Annotated in this window: 26 protein-coding genes; 19 read left to right on the top strand and 7 right to left on the bottom strand. The window is 67.0% G+C overall.

The window, feature by feature from the left end:
• Positions 1–129 precede the first annotated feature (129 nt).
• From ACZ5V4_RS14765 to ACZ5V4_RS14740, 6 genes are all read left to right on the top strand, one after another.
• Positions 130–522 carry a carboxymuconolactone decarboxylase family protein gene (locus ACZ5V4_RS14765; protein ID WP_464315630.1) on the top strand — a complete coding sequence of 131 codons (393 nt, stop codon included), beginning with the start codon at positions 130–132 and terminating at the stop codon, positions 520–522.
• A 64-nt stretch (positions 523–586) separates the two neighbouring features.
• Positions 587–1,168: a hypothetical protein gene (locus tag ACZ5V4_RS14760; RefSeq protein ID WP_464315629.1), complete on the top strand. Its 582-nt coding sequence runs from the start codon at positions 587–589 to the stop codon at positions 1,166–1,168.
• Positions 1,169–1,222: 54 nt separating this feature from the next.
• The gene (locus tag ACZ5V4_RS14755) at positions 1,223–2,506 is read left to right on the top strand and encodes a DUF401 family protein (protein WP_464315628.1); all 1,284 of its coding nucleotides are present in this window, start codon (positions 1,223–1,225) and stop codon (positions 2,504–2,506) included.
• 44 nt (positions 2,507–2,550) lie between these two features.
• On the top strand, positions 2,551–3,609 hold the full coding sequence (locus ACZ5V4_RS14750; RefSeq protein ID WP_464315627.1) for a D-alanyl-D-alanine carboxypeptidase family protein: 1,059 nt from the start codon (positions 2,551–2,553) through the stop codon (positions 3,607–3,609).
• Positions 3,610–4,150: 541 nt separating this feature from the next.
• Positions 4,151–5,254 carry an alanine dehydrogenase gene (gene ald / locus ACZ5V4_RS14745; protein ID WP_464315626.1) on the top strand — a complete coding sequence of 368 codons (1,104 nt, stop codon included), beginning with the start codon at positions 4,151–4,153 and terminating at the stop codon, positions 5,252–5,254.
• Between the two features lie 103 nt (positions 5,255–5,357).
• Positions 5,358–6,050, top strand: coding sequence for a flagellar brake protein (locus ACZ5V4_RS14740; protein WP_464315625.1), 693 nt, complete (start codon positions 5,358–5,360; stop codon positions 6,048–6,050).
• 34 nt (positions 6,051–6,084) lie between these two features.
• Here the strand turns inward: ACZ5V4_RS14740 and ACZ5V4_RS14735 are convergent, their stop codons facing one another.
• Positions 6,085–6,915 carry a tetratricopeptide repeat protein gene (locus tag ACZ5V4_RS14735; protein WP_464315624.1) on the bottom strand — a complete coding sequence of 277 codons (831 nt, stop codon included), beginning with the start codon at positions 6,913–6,915 and terminating at the stop codon, positions 6,085–6,087.
• A 406-nt stretch (positions 6,916–7,321) separates the two neighbouring features.
• Between ACZ5V4_RS14735 and fdnG the strand changes: the two genes are divergently transcribed.
• The 8 genes from fdnG to ACZ5V4_RS14695 all read left to right on the top strand — a co-directional run bounded on the left by fdnG (position 7,322) and on the right by ACZ5V4_RS14695 (position 16,993).
• On the top strand, positions 7,322–10,351 hold the full coding sequence (gene fdnG / locus ACZ5V4_RS14730; protein ID WP_464315623.1) for a formate dehydrogenase-N subunit alpha: 3,030 nt from the start codon (positions 7,322–7,324) through the stop codon (positions 10,349–10,351).
• A 14-nt stretch (positions 10,352–10,365) separates the two neighbouring features.
• Positions 10,366–11,091: a 4Fe-4S dicluster domain-containing protein gene (locus ACZ5V4_RS14725; RefSeq protein ID WP_464315622.1), complete on the top strand. Its 726-nt coding sequence runs from the start codon at positions 10,366–10,368 to the stop codon at positions 11,089–11,091.
• A gap of 255 nt (positions 11,092–11,346) precedes the next feature.
• The gene (locus tag ACZ5V4_RS14720) at positions 11,347–11,943 is read left to right on the top strand and encodes a peroxiredoxin family protein (RefSeq protein WP_464315621.1); all 597 of its coding nucleotides are present in this window, start codon (positions 11,347–11,349) and stop codon (positions 11,941–11,943) included.
• Position 11,944: 1 nt separating this feature from the next.
• Entirely contained in the window at positions 11,945–12,535 is a 591-nt protein-coding gene (locus tag ACZ5V4_RS14715; RefSeq protein WP_464315620.1) for a peroxiredoxin, read from the top strand.
• On the top strand, positions 12,532–13,743 hold the full coding sequence (locus ACZ5V4_RS14710) for an ABC transporter substrate-binding protein (RefSeq protein WP_464315619.1): 1,212 nt from the start codon (positions 12,532–12,534) through the stop codon (positions 13,741–13,743). Before ACZ5V4_RS14715 ends, ACZ5V4_RS14710 begins: the two co-directional genes overlap by 4 nt.
• A 48-nt stretch (positions 13,744–13,791) precedes the next feature.
• A complete protein-coding gene (locus tag ACZ5V4_RS14705) occupies positions 13,792–15,753 on the top strand; it encodes an ATP-binding protein (RefSeq protein ID WP_464315618.1) in 1,962 nt (653 codons plus the stop codon).
• 7 nt (positions 15,754–15,760) lie between these two features.
• On the top strand, positions 15,761–16,471 hold the full coding sequence (locus tag ACZ5V4_RS14700; RefSeq protein WP_464315617.1) for a response regulator: 711 nt from the start codon (positions 15,761–15,763) through the stop codon (positions 16,469–16,471).
• A gap of 255 nt (positions 16,472–16,726) precedes the next feature.
• Positions 16,727–16,993: an RNA recognition motif domain-containing protein gene (locus ACZ5V4_RS14695; RefSeq protein WP_464315616.1), complete on the top strand. Its 267-nt coding sequence runs from the start codon at positions 16,727–16,729 to the stop codon at positions 16,991–16,993.
• A gap of 81 nt (positions 16,994–17,074) precedes the next feature.
• On the opposite strand, the gene ACZ5V4_RS14690 is transcribed toward ACZ5V4_RS14695, so the two are convergent.
• The 4 genes from ACZ5V4_RS14690 to ACZ5V4_RS14675 form a co-directional block, all read right to left on the bottom strand.
• Complete coding sequence (locus tag ACZ5V4_RS14690; RefSeq protein ID WP_464315615.1) at positions 17,075–17,896, bottom strand: transposase; 822 nt, start codon at positions 17,894–17,896, stop codon at positions 17,075–17,077.
• Between the two features lie 203 nt (positions 17,897–18,099).
• The gene (locus ACZ5V4_RS14685) at positions 18,100–18,984 is read right to left on the bottom strand and encodes a formate dehydrogenase accessory protein FdhE (protein WP_464315614.1); all 885 of its coding nucleotides are present in this window, start codon (positions 18,982–18,984) and stop codon (positions 18,100–18,102) included.
• Between the two features lie 17 nt (positions 18,985–19,001).
• On the bottom strand, positions 19,002–19,487 hold the full coding sequence (locus ACZ5V4_RS14680) for a DUF3426 domain-containing protein (protein ID WP_464315613.1): 486 nt from the start codon (positions 19,485–19,487) through the stop codon (positions 19,002–19,004).
• Positions 19,488–19,534: 47 nt separating this feature from the next.
• Complete coding sequence (locus ACZ5V4_RS14675; protein WP_464315612.1) at positions 19,535–19,738, bottom strand: hypothetical protein; 204 nt, start codon at positions 19,736–19,738, stop codon at positions 19,535–19,537.
• A 128-nt stretch (positions 19,739–19,866) separates the two neighbouring features.
• Here ACZ5V4_RS14675 and ACZ5V4_RS14670 point away from each other — a divergent pair, with 128 nt between their 5' ends.
• A complete protein-coding gene (locus tag ACZ5V4_RS14670) occupies positions 19,867–20,259 on the top strand; it encodes a hypothetical protein (RefSeq protein WP_464315611.1) in 393 nt (130 codons plus the stop codon).
• Here ACZ5V4_RS14670 and ACZ5V4_RS14665 read toward each other — a convergent pair.
• Positions 20,256–20,798 (bottom strand): chemotaxis protein CheD, encoded by a 543-nt coding sequence (locus ACZ5V4_RS14665; RefSeq protein ID WP_464315610.1) that lies wholly within the window; start codon positions 20,796–20,798, stop codon positions 20,256–20,258. The two genes, ACZ5V4_RS14670 and ACZ5V4_RS14665, sit on opposite strands and share 4 nt — an antisense overlap.
• 153 nt (positions 20,799–20,951) lie before the next feature.
• Between ACZ5V4_RS14665 and ACZ5V4_RS14660 the strand changes: the two genes are divergently transcribed.
• Positions 20,952–21,863, top strand: a complete 912-nt coding sequence (locus ACZ5V4_RS14660; protein WP_464315609.1) for an ABC transporter ATP-binding protein — start codon at positions 20,952–20,954, stop codon at positions 21,861–21,863.
• The gene (locus tag ACZ5V4_RS14655; protein ID WP_464315608.1) at positions 21,860–22,648 is read left to right on the top strand and encodes an ABC transporter permease; all 789 of its coding nucleotides are present in this window, start codon (positions 21,860–21,862) and stop codon (positions 22,646–22,648) included. The genes ACZ5V4_RS14660 and ACZ5V4_RS14655 overlap by 4 nt, the downstream gene beginning before the upstream one ends.
• A 149-nt stretch (positions 22,649–22,797) precedes the next feature.
• On the opposite strand, the gene ACZ5V4_RS14650 is transcribed toward ACZ5V4_RS14655, so the two are convergent.
• Positions 22,798–23,607, bottom strand: a complete 810-nt coding sequence (locus tag ACZ5V4_RS14650; RefSeq protein WP_464315607.1) for a hypothetical protein — start codon at positions 23,605–23,607, stop codon at positions 22,798–22,800.
• Positions 23,608–23,757: 150 nt separating this feature from the next.
• On the opposite strand from ACZ5V4_RS14650, the gene ACZ5V4_RS14645 reads away from it, so the two are divergent.
• Both ACZ5V4_RS14645 and ACZ5V4_RS14640 read left to right on the top strand, forming a co-directional pair.
• Entirely contained in the window at positions 23,758–24,510 is a 753-nt protein-coding gene (locus tag ACZ5V4_RS14645) for a PTS system mannose/fructose/sorbose family transporter subunit IID (RefSeq protein ID WP_464315606.1), read from the top strand.
• A 23-nt stretch (positions 24,511–24,533) separates the two neighbouring features.
• Complete coding sequence (locus ACZ5V4_RS14640) at positions 24,534–24,842, top strand: HPr family phosphocarrier protein (RefSeq protein ID WP_464315605.1); 309 nt, start codon at positions 24,534–24,536, stop codon at positions 24,840–24,842.
• The last annotated feature ends 13 nt before the right edge of the window (positions 24,843–24,855 follow it).

Below are 24,855 nucleotides of genomic sequence, written 5' to 3'. Positions count from 1 at the left end.
GATTTTCCTGAATCGACGATTCGAGCATTGTCGCTTGCCGTGGAGCTTGCCCGAAGCTACGCATATCCACAAGGGGCGGCCACGAAGCACATCCCGTTCGGAATAACCGAACCACACAAGGAGCCAGCCATGACAGCCGGAAAGGAAGCCCTGCGCGGCCTCGATCTCGAACGCAAGAAGGCCCACAAGAAGCTCCTGGACCTGAAATCCCCCGTGTACGCCGCTTTCCTGGACATGGAGCGCGCGGCCTACTCCGATGGGCAACTCCCCAAGGCGACGAAGGAGCTCATCGCCGTGGGCATCTCCGTGGTCATCGACTGCCGCTCCTGCATGCAGTGGCACATCGGCCAGGCCGCCGCGTCCGGGGCCACGCCGGGCCAGGTGCTGGAGGCCGTGGAGGTGGGCATCGAGATGGGCGGCGGCCCGGCCACGGTGTCGGCGCGCTTCGCCCTGGAGGTCATGGAGGACGTTTTCGGCACAGAAGCCATGGCCCAAGCGGGCAGGGAGCAAACGCGGCGTTGAGTTCGGGCGCGTTTGGCGGTATCGGGCCTTCTCGCCGGGGAAATCCCGGACTTCGGGAGGCCCTATGAAACACACGAGCAAGCGCGTCCTGTCCCGCCGCCTGGCGGCGCTCTACCAGAAGATGGCCCAGGCCTTCGCCCAGGCGGCCCCCGAGGGCTTCACCTGCGAGGGCTGCGCGCAAAACTGCTGCGTGAGCTACTTCCAGCACCACACGCACGTGGAGTGGCACTACCTCTGGGAGGGCTTAAACGCCCTGAGCGAAGACAAGCGCGCCCTCTACGTGCAGCGCGCCCGGGACTACGTGCTCAAGACCAGCGAGGCCCTTTCGCGCGGCGAGGTCCCCTCGGAGATGTGCCCGCTCAACGACGAGGGCAAATGCGGGGTCTACGAACACCGCATGATGATCTGCCGGATGTACGGCGTGCCCAACTTCCTGCTCGGGCGCTCGGGCCTGCGCGATTTCCCGGGCTGCCCGGCGTGCATGGAGCTCATCGGCGGGCGCGAACACGAGCGGGTGGACCGCACCGGGCTCTACCGCGAGCTCGCGCAGCTGGAGCTCGATTTCTTGGGCAGCAGGAGAAACCAGGCCCCCAAGGTGGACATGACCCTGGCCGAGATGATCCTGGCCGGCCCGCCCAAGCCGTAAGGGCGTCCCGCCGGGGCCGAAGAGACGCCACGACGGCGCAAAGGAAGACGTGCGATGATCTGGGAAGGCGTTCTGGCCCTGGCCAAGGTCCTGGCGGTGTTCGCGGCCATGCTCGCGGGCATGCGCCTGAAATTCGGCATCGGCCCGTCCATCCTGGCCGGGGGGCTTCTCATGGCGCTTCTCTTCGGCATGGGCCCCGTGGCCTGGGCCGTCACGGCCGCCAAGGCCGCGATGACGTGGCAGTGCGTGTCCCTGGCCCTGATCGTGGTGCTCATCCTCATGCTCTCGCACGTGCTCGAGCGCACGGGCCAGTCCATCAAGCTCATGGAGGCCCTCACGGGCTTCCTGCCCAGCCGCAGGCTCAGGCTGATCTTCTTCCCGGTGCTCATCGGGCTTCTGCCCATGCCCGGCGGGGCGGCCTTTTCCGCGCCCATGGTTCGCCAGACCGGCGAGCCGCTCAAGCTCTCCACCCAGGAGCTGGCCCTGGTCAACTACTGGTTCCGCCACGTCTGGGAGCTCTCCTGGCCGCTCTACCCCGGCATCATCATGACCGCCGGTCTTTTGAACCTGCCGCTCTCCACGGTGGTCCTGCACACGGGGCTCGGCACCTTGTGGTTCTTCGCGCTCGGGTGGTGGTTCATCCTGAGGCCCATGGGCCCGAAGCTCAAAGCCCTGGACGCCGCCCCGGGCGAACCGGCCAGGCGCGACGTCCGCGCGGTGGCGCGCCTGGGCCTGCCGCTCTTCATCGCCATCTGCGGGTCGTTCGCCCTGGAGGCGTCCGTGTCCTCGCTTTTCCCCGAGGCCTCCTTCGAGGTCGGCATCATGGGCGCGCTGGTGGCTGCCGTGGCCTGCGTGTTCGCCCAGAACAAGGCCGGGATGTCCTTTCTGTGGCAGAGCCTCATGCAGAAGGAGCTGCGCCAGACGCTTTTGATGGTGGCGGCCATCTTCGCCTTCAACGGCGTGATGGAGCAGGCCGGGGTGGTGCGCGAGATGGTCAAGCTGGGCGGCGGCGCGGCGCTCATAACCTCCGCGGTGTTCGTGCCCGCCCTGGTGGGCATGGTGGCGGGCATCACCATGGCCTTCGTGGGCGCGGCCTTCCCGCTGATGCTTGGCCTCCTGGACCAGCTGGGCATGCGCGACCAGGCCATGGCCTGGGCCATGCTCGCCCTTGTCTCGGGCTTCGCCGGGGTGATGGCCTCGCCCCTGCACATCTGCTTCGTGATGACCTGCCAGTACTTCGGCGTGGACCTGGCCCGCTCCTGGCGCGCGGTGGCGTTGCCGTGCCTGGCGCTCATGGGTTTCGGCGTGGCCTGGTTCTTCGTGCTGCGCGCCCTCTGATCCTTTGTTGACCTGAACCCTTGATGGCCGTAAGAACCGGCCGCATGAGGGTGCATTTCGACTGGAAAGGCCACTGCCCGCGTCTTTTGTGCCTGGCCCTGGCCCTGTTGCTTTCGTTGGCCTGGCTGTCCGATCCCGTTCACGCGGCCTCCTCCAGAGAGCGCAAGGCCGTATCCGGGGAATCCAAGTCCTCGAAGGGAATACAATCCTCTTCGGGCAAGGCCGCCGCCAAGCAGGGAAGAAAGAAACGCGCGGCCAAGGCCGTCCCTCCGCAGGACCAGAACGAGCTGCACCTGAACGTCAACGCCGCGTTCCTGATGAACCTGAACAACGGCAAGGTCTACTACGACCACGACGCCGACGAGCGCATCCCCCCCGCGTCCATCACCAAGGTGCTCACGCTCTTTCTCGTGCGCGAGGCAATGGCCCAGGGCAGGCTCAAGCCCGACACGCCCATCCCGGTGAGCCCGCTGGCCATCCGCACGGGCGGCTCCACCATGAGCCTGTACAAGGGCGAGAAGGTGCCCCTGTCCGAGATCATCAAAGGCATAAGCGTGGTCTCGGCCAACAACGCCTGCGTGGCCGTGGCCGAGTACATGGGCAAGGGCGACTCCAGGCGCTTCGTGGCCCAGATGAACGCCAAGGCCAAGAGCCTGGGCATGGCCAGAAGCACCTTCAAGAACCCCAACGGCCTGCCCGCCACCGGCCAGTATTCCACCGCGCGCGACATCGCCAAGCTCTCGGCCGCCTACCTCAAGCGCTTCCCCGAGAGCCTCTCCGTCCACTCCATGACCACCCACACCTACCACGGGGCCACCCACCGCAACGCCAACTCGCTGCTCAACCGCTACGAGGGCGTGGACGGGCTGAAGACCGGCTTCGTGTGCGCCTCGGGCTACAACATCACGGCCACGGCCAAGCGGGGCAACACCCGGCTGGTGGCGGTGGTGCTCGGCGCGCGCAACCCCATCGTGCGCGAGGTGGAGACGGCGCGCCTGCTCGAGTACGGCTTCAAGCGCGCCGCCGAGGAAGCCCCGGCCCCCACGCGCCAGAAGAAGAAGTCCCCGGCCAAGACCCACGCCCGGGCGGAAGCGGCCCGCTAGCAGCCTCCCCCGAATCACCGCTGGCGGCGGCGTAGCCTCGAACAAGCCAGAGCCCTCGCGTATGTGAACCACGCGCCGGGCCCTGGTTTTTTTTCGCGCCCCGCCGGCAGGCTTCTCGAGCGGGCTGCGGGGATCGGCTTTTTCAACGCGCGGCTCGCGGGCTGTGCCTCGCGCGCCGGGATCCGCTTTCCCCGCCCCGGCGGGCAGTCCTTTCTTTGCTCCTGCGTCCCGCGATTCCGCCTGGCCCGCCCGCCCTTCCAGGAAACGGCCCCGTGGCCGCGCGAAAAAACTTCCGCCCGCTTGTCCCCGCGCGTTCCATACGCTAACTGACACGCTGAAAACCCTGGCGCCCTCTGCTGTCCCGCATTTTTTGGCCGCACTCTTTTTCTCGGACTTCGAACAAGGGATATTGACAATTTCGTTGCTTTCGTGGAATTGCTCTCTTCGCGGAGAGGACGCCGGGTTTCTCATAGTTGGAACGGCATTCCTCCCACAGGAACAAAAGACGATCGCCCAAACACCCTCAACAAGGACAACATCAATGTTCATCGGCATTCCCAAGGAAATCAAGCCGCAGGAGAACCGGGTGGCCATGACCCCCGGCGGAGTGGCCTCCCTCGTTCGCGCGGGCCACACGGTCCTCGTTGAGGACGGCGCGGGCATCGGCTCGGGACTATCCAACGAGGAATACACGGCCGCGGGGGCCACTCTCACCGACGCCGCCAAGGCCTGGGGCGCGGAAATGGTCATCAAGGTCAAGGAGCCCATCCCCTCCGAGTACCAGTACCTGCGCCCGGGGCTTCTGCTCTTCACCTACCTGCACCTGGCCGCCGCCGAGGAACTGACCCGCACCCTGCTGGCCTCCAAGTGCACGGGCGTGGCCTACGAGACCGTGCAGCTGCCCGACGGCAGCCTGCCCCTGCTCATGCCCATGTCCGAGGTGGCCGGGCGCATGGCCACCCAGGTGGGCGCGCACTGCCTGGAGAAGAGCCAGGGCGGGCGCGGTATGCTCCTGGGCGGCGTGCCCGGCGTGGCCCCCGGCAAGGTGGTGGTGCTGGGCGGCGGCGTGGTGGGCACCAACGCGGCCAAGATGGCCCTGGGCCTGGGCGCCAACGTGACCATCATGGACGTCTCCCACAAGCGCCTGCAGTACCTGGACGACGTGTTCGGCGGCCGCCTGACCACCATCACCTCCACCGAGCCCAACATCCGCGAGGCCGTGGCCGGGGCCGACCTGGTCGTCGGCGGCGTGCTGATCGTGGGCGCCAAGGCCCCCAAGCTGGTCACGCGCGACATGCTCTCCACCATGAAGGAGGGCTCCGTGATCGTGGACGTCTCCGTGGACCAGGGCGGCTGCGTGGAGACCATCAAGCCCACCACCCACAAGGACCCCACCTACGTGGTGGACGGCGTGGTGCACTACGGCGTGGCCAACATGCCCGGCGCGGTGCCGCGCACCTCCACCTTCGCCCTGACCAACCAGACCCTGCCCTATGCGCTGAAGCTGGCGGCCAAGGGCCTGGACGCCCTGAAGGAAGACAAGAGCCTGCTCCTGGGCCTGAACACCCACAACGGCGTGCTCACCTGCAAGGCCGTGGGCGAGGCCTTCGGCATCGCCTGCGTGTCCCCGGAGGACATGTTCTAGGCCGGGACTGCCCGCGCGAAACGAGAGGGAGCCGCGAGGCTCCCTTTTTTTCCCCGGCGAGTGGCCGCTTTTCAAATCGGAAATGTTCCGGTATAATTACGGAATGCAGTCATCCGGCACGCGAACGGAGAACAGGTCCCGCCGCGACCTGGGCATGTTCGTGGCCTTCAAGCCGGGCCAGGCGGTCATGGTCCAGGCCATGGGCGACTCCCAGCGCTATTGGGGGCGCATCATCGGCACGGACCCCTACGAATACCTGTTCGTCAAGCTGCCCATGGTGCCGGGCATCACGCGCCTGGCCACGGCCGGGGCCTCGCTGACCCTGCGCCTGGAGACGGACGGCGAGCTGTTCGGGTTCTCCTGCGACGTGATCTCCGCCACGCACAAGCCCTACCCCCTGGTGGCGCTCACCTACCCCACGGCGGCCGAGCGGCTGCAGCTGCGCAAGTCCAGGCGGGTGAAGTGCCTGATCCCGGCCATGGTCGAGAACGACTTCTTCACCTCCCCGGCCGTGATCGTGGACCTGAGCCGCGGCGGGTGCAGGCTGGTGCTGGACATGTTCCAGAAGCAGAAGATCGTGAACCTGATGACCGGGGACAAGGTGAACCTGAGCCTGGCGCTGGAGCCGAAGGCCAGCATGGTCTGCCCGGCCCGGGTGGTGTCCATGGCGGACGCGTCCCAGGGCAGGTTCCTGAGCGCCAGCTTCGACGACGCGGACAAGGACGCCAGCGCGGCACTGGGCGAGTTCATGGACCGCCTGGAGACCGTCGACTCCATGCTCGACCCAAAGGGCTGACCGCCCCGCGTTCCCCTTCCCCCGCCGCCTGGGCCTAGCTCTCCTCCCAGGGCGCCCCGTCCAGGTCCAGCCCCTCGTAGTCGCGCTTCGGCGGCTCGGCCCCGGCCTCCCCGGGGGCATCGAGTTCCGGCTTGCGCCGGAGCAGGTGTGCGCGCATCAGCCGCGCCTCCTCGAAACCGCCGTTGAGCTCCAGGGCCCTGCCCACGCAGGAGAAGGCGCTGTCGAGGTCGCCCATTTCGTAGTGGATGCGGCAGGTGTTGAAGTGCAGGTGCTCGTCTTCGCCGTTCAGGGCGGCCGCCTTGGCGTAGTAGTCCAGGGCCTGCCCGTGCATGCCGGCCTTGCGCATCTGGATGCCGAAGCGGTTGAAGAGGTGGATGTGCTCCGGGGCGAAGGCCATCTCCAGCTCCATGATCCGCCCGAGGATGGCCTCGGCGTCCTCGAGCTTGCCCGCCGCCAGGTAGGACATGCCGAGCCCGAACACGCCCCGGATGTTCTCCTCGTCCACGGCCAGGGCGCGCGAGAAGCACTTCTGGGCCTGGTCCGGCCGCCCGGACTCCAGGTGGCCCTCTCCCTTCTGGAGCTCGGTCTCCAGGCCTTCCATGGCGGGCTTGACCTTGTTGTAGTAGAAGAGCGGCTCGGGCCGGTAGGAGTCCATGAACTCTTCCAGGGTGACCCCGCGCTTTCTTCCCGACGGCACGTTCTCGCTGTTGAGGGCCTGGAGTTGCACCGTGCCCTCCTGGTCGCCCTCGGCGTAGTAATAGATCGAACGGGCTTCCTGCCTGGCGGTGCCGCCCTGCCCCAGCTTGTTCGCCTTCTTGTCGGATACGACGATCTTGAAGGCCCGCTCCTGCCGATCATTGTTCATTGCCGCTCCAGGTCCGCTCGGTCCGGCTGACATGGCCCAACGCGGCGCGCTTTTCAAGCCCCCGGCGCGCCTATTCCAGCCGCTGTGTCAGAATGCGAAGAAGCCATGTTTTTTTGACTTCAAAGGCACTTGTCGCCTAACCGTCGCCACATGCGGAACAAGGGAGAACAGACACGGCGCGGCGTCGGTGGGGCGATGCCGCCGGTGGCCTTCCAAGGCCTGGGACTGTCCATGGACGCGGCCCTGTTCAAGGCGGCGCGCATGAGCGCCCGCCCTGCCGGGCCGCGTGCCGGCGCGCCGTCCGCCTGCCCTCCCGATCCAGCCGCGCCCTGGGGCGTGAAGCTCCTGGTAACTCTCGGCCGGTACACCCGTGCCGGCTGACGCAACCTCTGGCAGGAGGAAAGACATGTCACTGGAGAGGCGAGACTTTCTCAAACTGACTGCCGCGACGGCGGCGGTCACGGCCTTCGGAGGCCTGGGGCTGGACCTGACAACGGTCCACGCCGCCGCCGAACTGGCCAAGCTCAAGGGTTGCAAGCAGACCACCAGCGTGTGCTGCTACTGCTCCGTGGGCTGCGGCCTGATCGTCTCCACGGCGCAGGACGGCAAGGGCCGGGCCGTGAACGTGGAAGGCGACCCCGACCATCCCATCAACGAGGGGTCGTTGTGCCCCAAGGGCGCGTCCATCTGGCAGCTGGGCGAGAACAACCGGCGCCTCACCAAGGTGCTCTACCGCGCCCCCAACTCCGACAAGTGGCAGGAAAAGTCCTACGACTGGGCCCTCAAGGAGATCGCCAAGCGGGTCAAGAAGGTCCGCGACGCGGCCTTCGAGGCCAAGAACGCCAAGGGGCTCGAGGTCAACCGCCTGGAAGCCATCGCCTCCGTGGGCTCGGCGGCCATGGACAACGAGGAGTGCTGGATCTACCAGCAGATGCTGCGCGCGCTGGGCCTGACATACATCGAACATCAGGCCCGTATCTGACACAGCGCCACTGTAGCGGCTCTGGCAGAGTCGTTCGGGCGCGGCGCGATGACCAATCACTGGATCGACATCAAGAACAGTGATGCAGTTTTAGTAATCGGCTCCAACCCTGCCGAAAACCACCCCATTTCCTTCAAGTGGATCATGCGGGCCAAGGACGCGGGCGGCAAGCTCATCGTCGTGGACCCCCGCTTCACCAAGTCCGCCGCCAAGGCAGACTACTACGCCCCCATCCGTTCGGGCTCGGACATCGGCTTCTTCGGCGGCCTGATCAACTACATCGTTGGCAAGGACATGATGTTCAAGGACTACGTGGTGAACTACACCAACGCGTCCTTCATCCTTGGCGACAAGTACGAGTTCAAGGACGGCATGTTCTCCGGCTTCAACGCCGAGAAGAAGGCCTACGACAAGTCCGCCTGGGCTTTCGCGCGCGACGCCGAAGGCAAGATCAAGAAAGACCCCACCCTCCAGGACCCCAAGTGCGTCTTCCAGATCATGAAGAAGCACTACGAGCGCTATACCCTGGAGAACGTCTCCAAGATCACGGGCTGCCCGCAGGACAAGCTGGAGACCGTCTACAAGATGTTCTCCGAGACCGGCAAGCCCGAGAAGACCGGCACCGTGCTCTACGCCATGGGCCAGACCCAGCACACCGTGGGCGTGCAGAACATCCGGGCCATGTCCATCGTGCAGTTGCTGCTCGGCAACATCGGCACGGCGGGCGGCGGCATCAACGCGCTGCGCGGCGAGTCCAACGTGCAGGGCTCCACGGACCAGGGCCTGCTCTTCCACATCCTGCCCGGCTACGTGCCCTCGCCCGTGGCCTCCATGGCCGACCTCAAGGTCTACAACGAGAAGAACACCCCGGTCACCAAGGACCCCAAGTCCGCCAACTGGTGGGGTAACAGGCCCAAGTACCTGGCCAGCTACCTGAAGGCCATCTACCCCAAGCAGAAGCCCGAGGATTCCTACAAATGGCTGCCCAAGTGCGAGGACGGCAAGGACTACTCCTGGCTCTCGCTCTTCGACGCCATGTACAACGGGGCCTTCAAGGGCTTCTTCGCCTGGGGCCAGAACCCGGCGGCCTCCACGGCCAACGCCAACAAGGTCCGCGCGGCCATGGCCAAGCTGGACTGGATGGTCACGGTGAACATCTTCGACACCGAGACCGCTTCCTTCTGGAAGGGCCCGGGCATGGACCCCAAGAAGATCAAGACCGAGGTCTTCTTCCTGCCCTGCTGCGTGTCCATCGAGAAGGAAGGCTCCATCTCCAACTCGGGCCGCTGGATGCAGTGGCGCTACCCCGGGCCCAAGCCGCTGGGCAACACCAAGCCCGACGGCGACCTGATCTATGAGCTCTTCGAAGAGATCAAGAAGCTCTACAAGGCCGACAAGAAGGCCGTGTTCCCCGACCCGATCATGAACCTGAACTGGGACTTCGCCACCAACCACGCCTTCGACCCGCACAAGGTGGCCAAGCTCATCAACGGCTGGTTCATGACCGACAAGACCATCGGCGACAAGACCTACAAGGCCGGCGAGCCCGTGCCCGCCTTCGGCCTCCTGCAGGACGACGGCTCCACCTGCTCGGGCAACTGGATCTACTGCGGCTCCTACACGGACAAGAACATGGCCGCCCGCCGCGACAAGACCCAGACCCCCATGCAGGAGAAGATCGGCCTGTACCCCGGCTGGACCTGGTGCTGGCCGGTGAACCGCCGCATCCTCTACAGCCGCGCCTCAGTCGACCCGCAGGGCAAGCCCTACCAGCCCGACAAGGCCGTCATCGAATGGAAGGACGGCAAGTGGGTGGGCGACGTGCCCGACGGCCCCTGGCCGCCCATGGCCGACGAGAAGGCGGGCAAGAACCCCTTCATCATGACCACCGAGGGCTTCGCCCAGATCTTCGGCCCCGGCCGCAACGACGGCCCCCTGCCAGAGTACTACGAGCCCCTGGAGTGCCCGATCCCCGAGCATCCGTTCTCCAAGGTGCTGCACAACCCCACGGCCCTGACCTTCCAGGGGCCCACCGAGACGCGCGCCGTCTGCGACCCGCGCTTCCCGTTCGTGTGCTCCACCTACCGGGTCACGGAGCACTGGCAGACCGGCGTCATGACCCGCTGGACCCCCTGGCTGCTCGAGTGCGAGCCCCAGATGTTCGTGGAGATGAGCCCCGAGCTGGCCAAGCTGCGCGGCATCGCCGGCGGCGACAAGTGCATCGTGGAATCGGCGCGCGGCTCGCTGTGGGCCATCGCCATCGTCACCGAGCGCATCAAGCCCATGCAGGTCATGGGGCAGACGGTGCACATGGTGGGCATCCCCTGGCACTACGGGTGGGTCTTCCCCAAGGACGGCGGCGACTCCGCCAACCTGCTCACCCCCTCGGTCGGCGACCCGAACACGGGCATTCCGGAAACCAAGGCCTTCATGGTCAACGTGAAAAAGGCGTAGGGAGGTAAACGAAAATGTCAGGCAAGACCTTCTTCGTCGACCTCTCCCGTTGCACGGCATGCCGCGGTTGCCAGGTCGCCTGCAAGCAGTGGAAGCAGCTTCCGGCGGAACAGACCAAGAACACGGGCTCGCACCAGAACCCGCCCGACCTCTCGGCCATCACCCTCAAGGTGGTGCGCTTCAAGGAGGTCTCGGACGACAGCGGCCTCAAGCTGCTCTTCCTGCCCGACCAGTGCCGCCACTGCGTGGACCCGCCGTGCAAGGACGCGGGCGACGGCATCGTCAAGGACGCCATCACCAAGGACAAGGATACCGGCGCGGTCCTCTTCACCGAGAAGACCAAGGACCTGCCCCTGGACGTGATCAAGGGCGCGTGCCCCTACGACATCCCCAGGCAGGACCCCAAGACCAAGGTCATGACCAAGTGCGACATGTGCAACGACCGCGTGACCGCAGGCCACCTGCCCGCGTGCGTCAAGACCTGTCCCACCGGGGCCATGAACTTCGGCGAGCGCGCCGACATGCTGGCCATGGGCAAGAAGCGCTTCGAGGAGCTCAAGAAGACCAACCCCAAGGCCGTGCTCGTGGACTACGAGCAGGTCCGGGTGGTGTTTCTGACCGAGTACGCCCCCAACCTCTACCATAAGACGCTCATGTCCGACGCGACCGACCCGCGGGGCTACACCCGCTTCGCCGCGCTGGACATGCTGCTTGGCCCCCTGCGTCAGGCAAGGGGCTAGAGCCGGAACCGTAAGCCGCGCCCCGGCCGCCTTGGAGGCGGCCGGGGCTTCGACCCCCCAGCGAATGGCTCATGGGTTCCTTGAAACGAGGCGGACCGGCTGACCGGTCGTTTTCCGACGGGACTGGACCTCCCACATCGGAAAGCGGCGGGACCGGTCCGCCTTCTCTTTCCGGACGCCTCCGCCGGGCTCTTGGCTGTGGAAGGCCGTGCCGTTTTGGTCTATTGTCGCACCATACCATACGCGAGGATCATCATGAACACCGCCGCCCTCCTGTTGTGCGCGTTGCTGACACTCCTCCCGGCGACCCGGGCCATGGCCGCCGGAGCGACGCTCTCTGCCGACATGAAGCCCCTGCCCGTGGGCCAGGCCTTCCCGGACATCGTCTTCACGGGGCCGATCACGCCGGCCGAGGCCGGCCAGCTCGGGCTGCCCCCCGGGGGCGAGCCCTTCAAGGCGGCCGACATCAAGGCCCAGGCCGTGATCCTGGTGGTCTTCTCCATGTACTGTCCGTTCTGCCAGAAGGACGGCCCGGAACTGGCGAAGCTGAACAGCCTGATCGCGGCGCGCGGCCTCTCGAACAAGCTCAAGCTCGCGGGGCTGGGCGCGGGCAATTCGGCCTTCGAGGTCAACGTGTTCCGCGAGAAGTTCCGCATCTCCTTCCCCCTGATCCCGGACATGGACTTCTCCGCCTACAAGGCCCTGGGCCAGGTGGGCACGCCCTTCTATTACATCCTCAAGCGCCAGGGGCAGGGCTTCGTCATCGTGGACTCGCAGCTGGGCTGCATGACCTCGCCCGAGGCCTTCCTGGACGGCGTGCTGGCCAAGACCGGCCTCGGCAAGGGGAAATGACATGCTGCGCCCGACCCTCATCGCGGCCCTGGCGTTCTTCCTGGCCTCGGCCTGCGCGGCCCAGGCCCAGCCGTCCGTGCCCCAGCGCCTGATCTACGACCCGGGCGCGCTCAAGCCCCGGGACAGCGAGCTCAAGGTCAAGCCCGGGGACAAGGCCCCGGATTTCGACCTGCCGGGCATCGACGGCAAGCGCGTGCGCCTGGGCGACTACCTCGGCAAGAAGAACGTGGTGATCTCCTTCGTCCCGGCGGCCTGGACCCCGGTGTGCTCCGGGCAGTGGCCGGGCTACAACCTGGCCAGGAGCGTCTTCGAGGGGGCCGACGCCGTGCTCCTGGGCGTCAGCTGCGACAACCTGCCGTCGCTCCACGCCTGGGTGGCGGAGATGGGCGGGCTGTGGTTCCCGGTGGCCTCGGACTTCTGGCCGCACGGGGCGCTCGCCGCGAAGTACGGCGTGCTGCGCTCCGACGGCGTCAGCGAGCGCGCCCTGTTCGTCATCGACAAGCAGGGCGTGGTGCGCTTCGCCGAGGTCACGGACATCAACTCCCGGCCGGACCTGGGCGTGCTGGCCAAGGCCCTGGAGGGGCTCAGGTGATCCGCGCCGCCCTGGCCCTCCTGCTCGTGCTCCTGGCGGCCTGCGAGAGGCCCCCCGCGCCCCAGCCTCAGACCGGCAGGCAGGGCGTCACGGAAAGCGAGATCCGCATCGGGGCGAGCCTGCCGCTCACGGGCCACGCCGCCTACCTGGGCCAGGAGACCCTGCGCGGGGCCACGGCCTACATCGACCGCGTCAACGCCATGGGCGGGGTGCACGGGCGCAAGATCACGCTGGTGGCGCGCGACGACGGCTACGACCCGCCCCACTGCGTGGACAACACCCAGCGCCTGATCGTGGAGGACCAGGTCTTCGCCCTGTCCTGCTACGTGGGAACGCCCACCACCACGAAGATCCTGCCCATGCTCGTGGAGGCGCGCATCCCCCTGGTGGGGGCCTTCACCGGGGCCTACGACCTGCGCGAGCCCTTCCAGCGCTACGTGATCAACGTGCGGCCCTCCTACTACCAGGAGACGGCCGCCGCGGTGCGCCACCTCGTGGAGGACCTGGGGCTCAAGCGCGTGGGCGTGTTCTACCAGTACGACGCCTACGGCTTCGACGGGCTCAAGGGCACGGAGCTGGCCCTGCGCGGCTACAACCTGGCCCCCGTGGCCAGGGGCTCCTACGCCAGGGGCATCATGGACGTGGAGGAAGGGCTCTCCAAGATCCTCGAGGGCGAGGCGCAGGCCGTGGTGATCATCGGCACGTCCGCGCCCTCGGTGAAGTTCATCCGGCTGGCCAAGGAGCGCAACCCGGACCTGGTCTTCTACTGCGTGTCCTTCGTGGGCGCGGAGGAGGTGGCCAAGGGACTCGGCCCCGGGGAGGACGCCAAGGTGCTCATCTCCCAGGTGATGCCCCCGCCGGACCTGCCCGAGACCCAGGCCCTGCTCTGGGGCGTGCGTGAATACGAGGAACTGCTCGGCAACTCCCACCCGGGGCACTCCCCCACGGCGGTGGGCCTCGAAGGCTACGTGAACGCCAAGGTGCTGGTGGAGGGGCTCAAGCGCGCCGGGCCGGGCCTGGACCGCGAGCGCTTCATCGACGCCGTGGAGTCCATCCGGGACTACTCCCTGGGCCTGGCCGACACCCTGGCCTACGGGCCCAGCGACCACCAGGGGCTGGAGCGCGTCTACTTCACCAAGCTGGAGAAGGGCCGCTTCGTACTGGTCACGGACTGGTCGCGCCCCTTTTCCACGCGGGAATGCCCATGAGGCCTTCCGAGACGGCGGGGCGCGCCCACTGCCGCCCCGGGGGATGAGATGCTCACTCGCGTCCGCAAGCTGAGCCTGCGCAACAAGATCTTTTTGGCCACGGTTGGCGTGGTGCTGCTCATAAGCGGCGTCATCGCGCTCTTGGCCCGGGGCATCCTGGTGAGCAGCCTGAGCCGCGAGCTCGACCTGCGCGGCGCGGCCATCGCCCAGTCCATCGCGGAGCGCGGCGGGGGCTTCATCCTGGACAAGGACCGCGCCGGGCTCGTCTCGCTCATCTTCGACGCGGCGCAACTTGGCGAGCGCAAGGCCCTGGTGGCCTACATCTTCATCACCGACAACGAGGCCAACCTGCTGGCCCACACCTTCATCAGGCCCTTCCCGCCGGAACTCATGGCCATCGCGGGCAGGCCGGACAGCCAGGAGACCCTGTTCAGGCCCGTGAGCTTCGAGGGCAGCGAGGCCCTGGACATCTCCGTGCCCATCCAGGAGGGCATCTACACCCTGGGCCGGGTGCACGTGGGGCTCAAGCAGAGCCACATAGACAGCCTCGTGAGCAAGCTGCGGCTCACCTTCCTGGGCTTCATCTCCCTGGTGGTGGTGATCATCTTCCTCATCGCGCTGGTGCTTTCGGGCTACGTGGTCAAGCCGCTCTCGCGGCTCACCCGGGCGGCCGAGACCATCAGCCGGGGCAACCTGGAGCAGCCCGAGGACATCGGCGGCTCCCCCTGGAACCCCAAGGAGTGCCCGGCCTACTGCGACACGGACCTGCCCTGCTGGCACCTGGACGAGCAGGGCCCGGGCCGCGAGCGCCCGCCCAGGACCTGCAACCCTTGCAAGTTCTACCGCAAAAGTAGCGGCGACGAGGTGGTGCAACTGGCGGACGCCTTCGCCAACATGGTCTGGTCCATCAAGCTCTACCGCCACCGGCTGCGCGAATCCGAGGAGCGCTACCGGCCGCTCTTCGACGCCAACCCGGACCCGTTCTTCGTGCTGGACGTCTCCTCCATGCGCTTCCTGGACGCCAACCCCCGCGCCCAGGAGCTATACGGCTATTCCAAGCGCGAGCTGGCCTCCATGACCGTGGCGGACATCGAGCCCCCCGGCCCGGGCGCGGGGGTGCAGCGCTTCCTGCACGAGGGCGGCCCCGGCGACCACGTGCTCTACACGAAAGTCACCCACGTGACGCGCGGAGGCCGCACGATCTTCGTGAACATCCACGCCACCATGGCCCACTACAGGGGCAAGGACGTGGTGATCTTCTCGGCCACGGACATCTCCGACCTGGTGGAAAAGGACGCCCAGCTCATCCAGGCCAGCAAGATGAAGACCCTGGGCGAGATGAGCGCGGGCATGGCCCACGAGCTCAACCAGCCCTTGAACGCCATCAAGCTGGGCAGCGACTTCCTGAAGCTCACGGCCGTGAGCGGGCTTGAGCTGCCCAAGGAGCGCTTCCGCCAGGTGGCCGAGGAGATAAGCGCCCAGGTGGACCGCGCGGCCGGGATCATCTCGCACCTGCGCGAGTTCGGCCGCAAGTCGGACCTGACGCCCGACGAGGTGGACATCAACGTGCCCATCCGGGGCGTGTTCACCATCATAGGCAAGCAGCTCTCCATCCAGAACATCAAGGTGGAGCTTGACCTTACGGAGAATCTGCCCCACATCCTGGCCCACGCCAACAGGCTGGAGCAGGTGTTCTTCAACCTGGTGGCCAACGCGCGCGACGCGGTGCTCTCGGGCAGGCCCATGGGGGGGGAGATCGTCATCCGTTCCTGGCTGGAGGACGGCTCCGTGGCGGCGAGCGTCTCGGACACGGGGTGCGGCATCTCGCCCGGAGACCTGCGCAAGATCTTCGAGCCGTTCTTCACCACGAAGCGGACCGGGGAAGGCATGGGCCTGGGCCTGGCCATATCATACGGAATAGTCAAGGACTACGGCGGGGAGATACACGTGGGCAGCGAGGTGGGCTACGGCACCACCTTCAAGCTGCTTTTCCCTCCGGCCGCCGCGTGAGGCTTTCATGACGCAAGTTCTGGTCATCGACGACGAACGGCCCACCCTGGCCATGTTCGAGCTCCTGCTCCAGGCCATGGGCCACCAGCCCGTGGCGGCGGATTCGGGCGAACGGGGGCTCGAGCTCTTCGAGGCGGGCGACTACCCCATCGTGATCACGGACATCAAGATGCCCGGGATCGACGGCATGGACGTGCTCTCGCGCATCAAGGCGGGCCGCCCCGCCACCGAGGTGATCGTCATCACCGGGCACGGCGACGTGGAGCTGGCCCTGGCCGCGCTCAACCTCAAGGCCGCCGACTTCATCGACAAGCCCATCTCGCAGGAGGCCCTGGCCGGGGCGCTCTCGCGCGCCGAGCAGCGCATCCGCCGTCGCAGCGAGCACCAGCCCGCCACCGTCCTGCGCGAGGCCGAGGGCGTGCTCGTGCTGGACATCGCCGGGAACCTCTCCACCGATCTGGACGACGTGGCGGGCGAGATCGCCGCCAGGAAGCGCCTGGCCGGGCTTCTCATCACGGTCTCGGAGTGCGCCTCAATCAACGGCGCGGGCATCGCCGGGCTCACCGCCATCATCAGCGACCAGGCCGCGCGCTCGGTCCCCGTGGCGATCGCGTGCAAGCCCCGGAATTTCCGGAGGGTTTTCGAGGCCTCGGGGCTGTCGGAGCTGGCGGCGATCCATTCGAGCGAGGAGGACGGGCTGCGCTCTCTCCTGGGCTGAAAAAAGCCTGACGAAATCGTCAAAATGCTCGATTCGCCAAATTTTTTTATTGACGCAGTATTCAAATCCAGCTACCGCCGCTTTTACATGAGTTTGTATGTCCGGTTTCGCGGTATGCGGGGGGGACGGACCGGTCCAGGCAAACTCCTCACTTGGCTGCGCCTCGGCGCGTAGCGGGTGCGAAGACTTGCTGGATAGAACGGCGGGCAGGGTGCCCGCCGATTACGGTAACCTCTTGCAGGAGCATTTTCGAGTATGGTGACGAACATTTACGTCGGCAATCTGCCTTTCAGCGCCTCCGAAGACCAGGTGCGCCAGATGTTCGAGGCTTACGGCCAGGTCAACTCCGTGAAGCTCATCAATGACCGCGAAACGGGCCGTCCCCGTGGCTTCGGGTTCGTCGAGATGGAAGATGCCGGCGCCCAGCAAGCCATCCAGGCCCTGAACGGGGCCGACTGCGGTGGACGCACCATGAAAGTGAACGAAGCCCGCCCCCGCGAGCGCCGCCCCCAGCGCTGGTAATCTCCGCAAGCAGCGCACAAAAGCAGACGGCCCCTCTTCCCCTGGAAGACGGGCCGTTTTTCTTTTCCCCCGGGCCGGGGCTCACTGATCGTCTGCAGGGCGGAAGGCCAGGGCCACGCGCGTGACCAGGCCCGTCAGGTCCTCCCCCCTGTGGTTCCAGCGGAACTCCAGCTCCTTGAGGTAGTACGGGAACTTTTCCGCCGAGACCCCCTGGAGCCTGCCCAGGCTCGACTTGAGGTACTCCCAGAATCCGCCGTCCTCGTCCAGGGGCAGGGCCCCGTCGCGGTTCTTCAGCGCCGGGCTGACCCACTGCGGCCCGCCGCAGCACACCAGGCCCAGGTAGCCGCGCATGGGGCCGGTGTAGATCACCGAGCCCACGCGCGACGTCTTCAGCCTGAAGTGCAGCTTGAAAAGGGTCAGGTCCGTGGCGTCCACGTCGGGCACCAGGTCCACGAAGACCCAGTTCTCGCGCTCCATGATGCCGAAAACCGGCGGCCACGAGCCGTGGCTCCTGGCGGAGAGGGCCTGGCGGATCTGCCGGGCGTCGATGGCCTGGGAGAGGATTGCCTGGCGCAGGGCGTCCATGGCCTTGTAGACGGTGTTGTAGGCCACGCCGAGCTCGTCGGCGGCCTCCTTCACCTGCACCTCGCGCGAAAAAAGCGACACGAGCTCCAGCCACTGGGAACAACTCAAGCCCCCGGTGCCCATGAACCGGCCCGTGAGCTCGTGGAAGGTGTAGCCGCAGCCGCCGCAGCGCCGCCTTCCCGACCCGAGCAGGTAGACCCGCCCCGTGCGGCAACGCGGGCAGCCCGACGCGCCGATCTCCTCGCACAGCGAGGACACGCGCGCCTTGGCCGCCGCTTCCCTTTCAGCGGGGTTTTCCGAGCCCGGAAATGCCTCCATGCCGCCTGCCGAATCCAAGGTGTTTACGAATGGCGCCGTGTCCGCGCGTTTCGAAAACGTAATACCCGTTTTCCCGGGTCACGTCACCTGGACTCTGGGCGCGGCGGTCCGCCGGGCGCGCGGACGCCGCCGGGGATGGAGGGGGCCGGGGCCCCGTTGGAGGCGGGGAGGCTCTGGGCCTCCCCGTGAAAGCCGGACGCCGCCTAGAACCCCCAGGCGGACGGAGTGGGCCGCGAAAATCCCTTGCGCACGGCCAGGATGTCCAGGGTCAGGGACTCCACGTCGTCCAGCGCGGGCAGGCTCGGGCGGTCCAGGTCGCGGAAGTCGGTCAGCTTGATGTAGCCTTTGCAGGTCTCGCAGGTCTCCACGCGGTAGCCTTCCTCTTCCTCGGCCGTGAAATACGGCAGCTTGGCCGCGTCGCGCTCCTCGCAACAGGCGCACATGAGCCTGGTGACGCGGTAGTCCGCCCGGCAGAAGGAGCAGGAATTCACGCGCTGGCCTTCCTTGGTGCGCAACGAGCTGTGGAAGGCCAGGCTGCCGCAGACCGGGCAGGAGCTATGGTCCCAGGTGCGGCCCTCGGGCAGGGAGCGGCTCACGGCCTCGGCCAGGGCCATGATGGAGGGCGTCATGGAGGACTGGGCCAGGAAGGCCAGGGCCCTGGGCGCCTGGGGAGTGCGCTTGGCGAACTCCTCGAAGAAGGCGCCGTCGGCCTGCAGGTGCGCGGCGAAGGCCCTGGCGCGGAGTTCCGGTCCGCCTTCGAGCACCACCGCGGCGGCCTGGGCCATGGGGCCGCCCATGCCGGAAAGGAGCGCGGCGAAGCGCTCGAAGAGCCCGGCGGCCTGCTCCTCGTCGAAGCTGAACAGGGCGCGGGGCAGAAGTTGCGCGCCAAGGGCGACCCTGTCCAGCGAGGCCAGCGCGCCCTCTCCGGGCAAGGCCACGCGGGCGTTGGCGCGGGCCTCGTTCTGGGCCGGGAACACGGCCTCCACCAAGTCCAGAAGCTGGGCCGGGATGTGCGGCCTCTTGCGTAACATGGCCATCTTGCGGGTGAACAGATTCGCTTCCCGCTCCACGCTCGTGAACATCGTCATCCCCCCAGAATCTTAGGCTATTGAGAGCCCGCCACGCTCAGCGAGAACGAGGCGGCCTTGTCCGGCGGATCCCGGAACACGGCCATGAAACGCGCCGCCTGCCCGGGCGCGAGCCGGGTGGCCCCGCAGGGGTCCGCTCCGGGCGGGACGAGGCTTGCGCGCAGTTCCTCCCAGTCCAGGAACTTGAGCCCGGAGACGGTCGCTGTCAGGCCCGCCACGGGAAACTCCTGTGCCACAAGGCCGCCGCCATCGTCCAGAAGAGAGGCCTTGATAGCGATCAGGCACCGGGGCTCGGCCAGGTTGTTGGTCACCTCGCCCTCGATGACGTAGAGCTTGCCCGCGTGGCGGTTCTCCACGAAGTAGGCCCTGCCCTGGGACACGGTGAAGGCCGCCGGGGCCGGCTGGATCTTGGGGGCGGGCTCCTGGTGGGCGACGTAGAGCGCCAGCAGCGTGCCGATCAGGGACGCGGCCCCGAGCAGGGCGATCATCCTGGAAGCTTTCATCACGACTCCTCGGCTGCCGGGGATTCGGCTTTCGCGCGATGCGGCGCTCAGGCGATCAGCCGGACGATCCGGCCCTTGCCGGAGAGTTCAGCGGGTGTCCCCGCGTCGGACAGCCTGACGTCCGGCCTCGGGGGATCGACGGCCACGGACGAGGCCTTGACGCGCACCCCTGTGTCAGGCCCCATGGCCTCGGGCCGAGGCGCGCGCACGCGCTCGGCGGACGGCGTTGATTCGTAAGGGGGGATCTTCACGGCCCTTTGCCTCGCATGGCTTTCCTTATTCACTCACGCGGCCCGGCCTGGCAAGCCCCGCCGGGCTCTTGCCTAAGCACGCCGCGCGCGCTAATCATGCCGCCGGCCTGCCGGCCCCTGGAGCCTCCATGTTCGACCTCATACGCACGCTGCGCGAAAAAGACATCAATTCGACCAACCTGGGCAAGAACCGCCGCTACAGGCTTACGCGCGGGGACCGCTCCGTGAGCTTCAAGGGCAGGCTCCTCAGCTTCTACCACGCCGCCAGCGACTGCCTGGAGCCCGAGGCCCAGAACAAGACGCACCTCGAAAGCATCGCCATCTTCAGGACGCTCACGCGCTACCTGATCTACTACGTGCTCGAATACCAGAACAACGAGCACATCTCGGGCAAGCAGGTGCACCTGCACGCCACCGCGAGCCTCGAGGCGGCCGAACGCTTCATCGGGGCCATGACCTACGTGAACAAGCGCGCCTTCGCCCAGGCGGTCATCGAGGACGCCCGGGCCTCGGACCGCTAGCCCTCCCTGCGGTTCCTGACGCCCGGCTTCCAGGCGCACTGGCGCGAGCCGGGGGGGTCGAGCACCACGATCTTCATCTCGCCCGTGGACGTGAGGAAATAGACCTTGCGCCCGCTCTCCCCGCCCGTATCCACGTGGAACGGGCGGATGCGCAGCCTGTCCAGGGCCTCCATGGCCGCCTCCACGTTCTTGCGCCCCACCCCGCTCTGTTCGTCCACCAAGCCCGAAGCTCCGCCCACGAGGCTCACGCGCACGGCCCCGGGGCGCACGCCCAGCATGGCCAGCTCGCGCATCACGTACTCGAAGGCAGTGTCCACGTACTTGAACGGGGTGGCCCCGCCCGCCTGCTCGTAGTCCAGGTGTCGGGGCAGGAAGGCGTGGAAGAACGCGCCGATGCCCCGCCCGGGCACGTGGAACACCCCGCCCAGGCAGGAGCCGAGCACGGTCTGCACCAGGGTTTCCTCCGGGTAGACGCCGCCCTCGGCCACCTTGAGGTAGACGAGGGGGACATCAATCCTGTTCTTGAGCAATTGCTTCATCTCGGCGTGTTTTTTCCTTGGGGAAGAGCTCTGGCGGGGCGGCGAAGCCCCAATTAAATTAAATACCACCTTCATATCCCGGAGACAATACGCGGAGCCCCCGCCGTGCGCGCGGCGCTGGCGAAACCTGCCGCGATGGGTTATCAAGGCGGGATGAACGACGTCATAGAGGCCGTGGGCCTGCGCAAGAGTTACGGGGGCTTCACCGCCGTGGACGGGCTGGACATGCGCGTCAGGCGCGGCCAGGTCTACGGCCTGCTCGGCCCCAACGGGGCGGGCAAGACATCCACCATCCGCATGATCTACGGGTTCTCGCCCAAGACCGGGGGCGAACTCCGGGTGTTCGGCCTGGACGTGGCCACCCGCTGGCGCGACATCCGCGCGCGCATCGGGGTCTGCCAGCAGGACAACACCCTGGACCCGGACCTGACCGTGGAGCAGAACATCCTGGTCTTCGCCGGGTACTTCGCGCTTTCGCGCTCCGAGGCCAGGAAGCGCGCGGCCGAGCTGCTGACCTTCTTCGCCCTGGAAGGCAAGGCCGCGGCCGACGTGCGCGACCTCTCCGGCGGCATGGCCAGGCGGCTCATGCTGGCCAGGTGCCTGGTGAACCGCCCGGAGCTCCTGATCCTGGACGAGCCCACCACCGGGCTCGACCCCCAGTCGCGCCACCAGCTCTGGGACCGGCTCAGGGACCTGCGCGAGCGCGGGATGACCATCCTGCTCACCACGCACTACATGGAAGAGGCCGCCACGCTCTGCGACGAGCTGATCATCATGGACCACGGGCGCGACCTCGTGCGCGGCACGCCCCAGGAGCTCATCAACTCCCACACGGGCGCGGCCGTGCTCGAACTGATCGACCCGGACGACGAGGCCCGCGCCACGGCGACGGCCTCGGGCCTGGACGTGGAGGACCACGGCAGGCGCGTGTTGGTGTTCGCGGAATCCTTCGGCGAACTCGAAACCTTCAGGCAGGCCCTGCCGCAGGGCGGACGCTACACGGCCAGGCCCTCCTCGCTGGAAGACGTCTTCCTGCGCCTCACAGGCAGGGAGCTCAGGGAATGAAAAGCATACTTTCGAATCTCTCCTGGCGGCTGTGGCGGGTCTGGGCGCGCAACCTGATGGTCTACATGCGCACCTGGAAGGTGAACTTCATCCCGCCGCTGGCCGAGCCCGCGCTCTACATCCTGGCCTTCGGCGCGGGACTTGGCGGCATGGTGGGCGCCATCACCCTGGACGGCCGGGCCGTGGAGTACACGGCCTACATCGCCCCGGGCCTGCTGGCCGCTTCCGTGATGTGGCAGAGCTTCTACGAGAACACCTACGCCTCGTTCGTGCGCATGTACTACCAGAAGACCTTCGACGCCATGCTGGCCACGCCGCTCTCCCTGGAGGACGTGATCACGGCGGAGATACTCTGGGGCGCGACCAAGGCCACGGCCGGGACCGTGCTCATGGGCGCGGTGATCTCGCTGTTCGGCTACGTGGACCTGCCGGGCGGGCTCTGGCTGGTGCCGTTGTCGGTGGTCGGGGGGCTGGCCTTCGGATGCGCGGCCATGTGGATCACGGGCGTGACGCCCACCATCGACATGTTCAACCTGCCGATCTTTCTCTTCATCACGCCGATGTTCCTGTTCTCGGGGGCTTTCTTTCCGGTGGACGGGCTGCCCGGCTGGGCCTCGGGGCTCGCGCGGCTCCTGCCGCTCTACCACCTGACCGAGGCCAGCAGGGCGCTCTGCCTGGGGCGGGCCGGATGGGGGACGGTGGGCAACGCGCTCTACCTGGCGCTCTTCGCGGCCGCGTTCTACCCGCTGGCCGTGCGGGCCATGCGCAGGCGGCTCATCCGCTGACGGTCCGCCGAAGCAGCAAATTCTGGCAGCCTGCCTGGAAACCAGGCTGGCAAGGCGCGAGAAAAAGTCAAGCCCGACGCGTATTTCACATACGCGAGAGTTTGACTTTTTTGATGCAACATCGCCAGCGGGGATTTATGGGCAGGCTGCTAACCCATGACGCGCTTTTCGGTGAGGTCCAGGATCTCCTTGGCCTCGGCCAAGCTGGAATCGCGGTCCCAGGCGGCGCGGGCCGCGTCGTAGGCCTGGTCCCACCTGCCCATCTGGTAGAGCACGCGCGCCAGCGACACGTAGGTCTTGGGGTGGGCCCCGAAGCTGCGCAGGGCCTCGCGCAATATCGCCTCGGCCTTGGAGAGCTCGCCGATCTGCTTGCAGGCCTCCACGGCCAGGCCGTAGGCCTGGGCGTCCTTGGGGTTCAACTCCATGGCCTTCTGGGCGAAGGGGATCACGTCTGAGTCGAGGCCCGCCTCGGCGAGCATGGCCGCCGCCCTGGTGAAGATGCCGGGTTCCGCCGGGTTCTGCTCGCACACGGTGTTCAGGATCCGCCTGGCCGCCGGGAGGTTCTTCTCGCGCAGCGCGTCGGCGGCCTTCTCGAAGGCGTTGCCGATGCGCCGGGAGCGCTCCTCGTCGGCCGATTCCTGGGCCTTTTTCGCGGCCTTCTCCAGGTGCATGGCCAGGGCGGCCAGGGCCATGGCGAACTTCTTCTCCGACCCCCGGTTGAACTTGAAGGGGGCGCGCAGTTGGGCCTTGATGTCCGGCACCAGCTCGAGTTCGCGCAGCATGTCCATGAGCAGTATCTCCAGCTCGAACTTGGCCCTGCCCATGATGGCCGTGCTGGAGGCGTAGGACTCGAACGCCCTCGCGGAGGCGTTCAGCGCCTCCATGGCCATGAACCGCCGGGCGTAGTTCGTTGCCCGGGAGATGTCTTCCTTGATGGATTTGGCGTCCGCCCCGCTCATCTGCTACTCCCAAAGTCTGATAATGTAAGGCGTTAGCGCACCCTACACGCTACCCGGGGCCAAGGGCAAGCATCCGGGCCGGACTTGTCATTTCCCTGTGCATTTGCCACAACCGCCCAAGGGCCCAGGCCCCGAAAGACAAAAGACATCATGAAGAGCCCAGGCGCCCTCGACGCGAACATCCTCATCCGCACCTACCTGCGCTGCTATTTCGTGGGCGCGGCCTTCAACACGCGCGGGCTCCAGACCATCGGGCTGGCCCTGGCCCTGGAACCGGCCCTGGACGCGCTCTACCCCGACCCGGCGGAGCGCCGCAGGGCCTGGAAGCGCTACCTGAAGATCTACAACACGCACCCGTTCTGGACGCCCTTCCTCGTGGGCATCTTCCTGGCCCTGGAATCGCGCATCGCCCGCAGGCAGTTTCCCGAGGCCATGCTCGACCAGGTCAAGAGCACCGTGGTCTTCACGCTCTCGGCCGTGGGGGACTCCTTTTTCGGGGGCAGCCTGACCGTCTTCTGGGCCCTGGCCACGGCCTGCCTCTTGGCGGCCGGGCAGACATGGGCCGCGTTCTCGCTTGGCGCGCTCCTGTTTCTGGCGCTCAACGCCTTCAAGATATGCACGTTCATCCTTGGCTACCGCCAGGGGTTCGCGGCGCTGACGAGCATCCGCCACTGGGACCTGGTCAACTGGGGCCGGCGGCTCAAGGTGCTGAACGCCGCTCTGCTCGTCGTCCTGTGGGCCCTCGTCTGGCCCAGGGAAATGGACCCGCTGGCGTGGGGAGGGGGGGTGGCCTCGGTGATGGGGCTGGCCTACGCCTCGGGCAGGCTCAGGCTGAACCGGGAGGTGCTGGTGGCCGCCGCCATCGCCGCCGGTTTGTTTTTTCTCTGGATTCGTATACCATAGCGCGGTTTTGCACGGTGACCCAGATGCCCGAATCACTCTCCCCAGCCGAAACGAACCCCGGCGCGCCCGACGAGCAGGTGCGCCTCGTGTGCGTGATGAACGAACAGGGCCTGCACGCGCGCCCGGCCGCCAAGCTCGCCCAGGCGGCCCAGCGTTTCGAGGCCTCCATCACCATCTCCATGGGCACGCAGCAGGTTGACGCCAAGTCCATCCTGGACATCCTCACCCTCGCGGCGGGCCACGGTTCCAACCTGGAGCTGCGCGCCAGGGGCGGCGACGCCGGTCCGGCCGTGGAAATGCTCGCGGACATGTTCAAGAACCGCTTCCAATAACCAAGGAAGGCAC

The sequence above is a fragment of the Fundidesulfovibrio sp. YSD1 genome (assembly GCF_055397115.1).
Note: the sequence above shows the minus strand (reverse complement) of the source record. Positions and strands in the feature narration are given on the sequence as shown.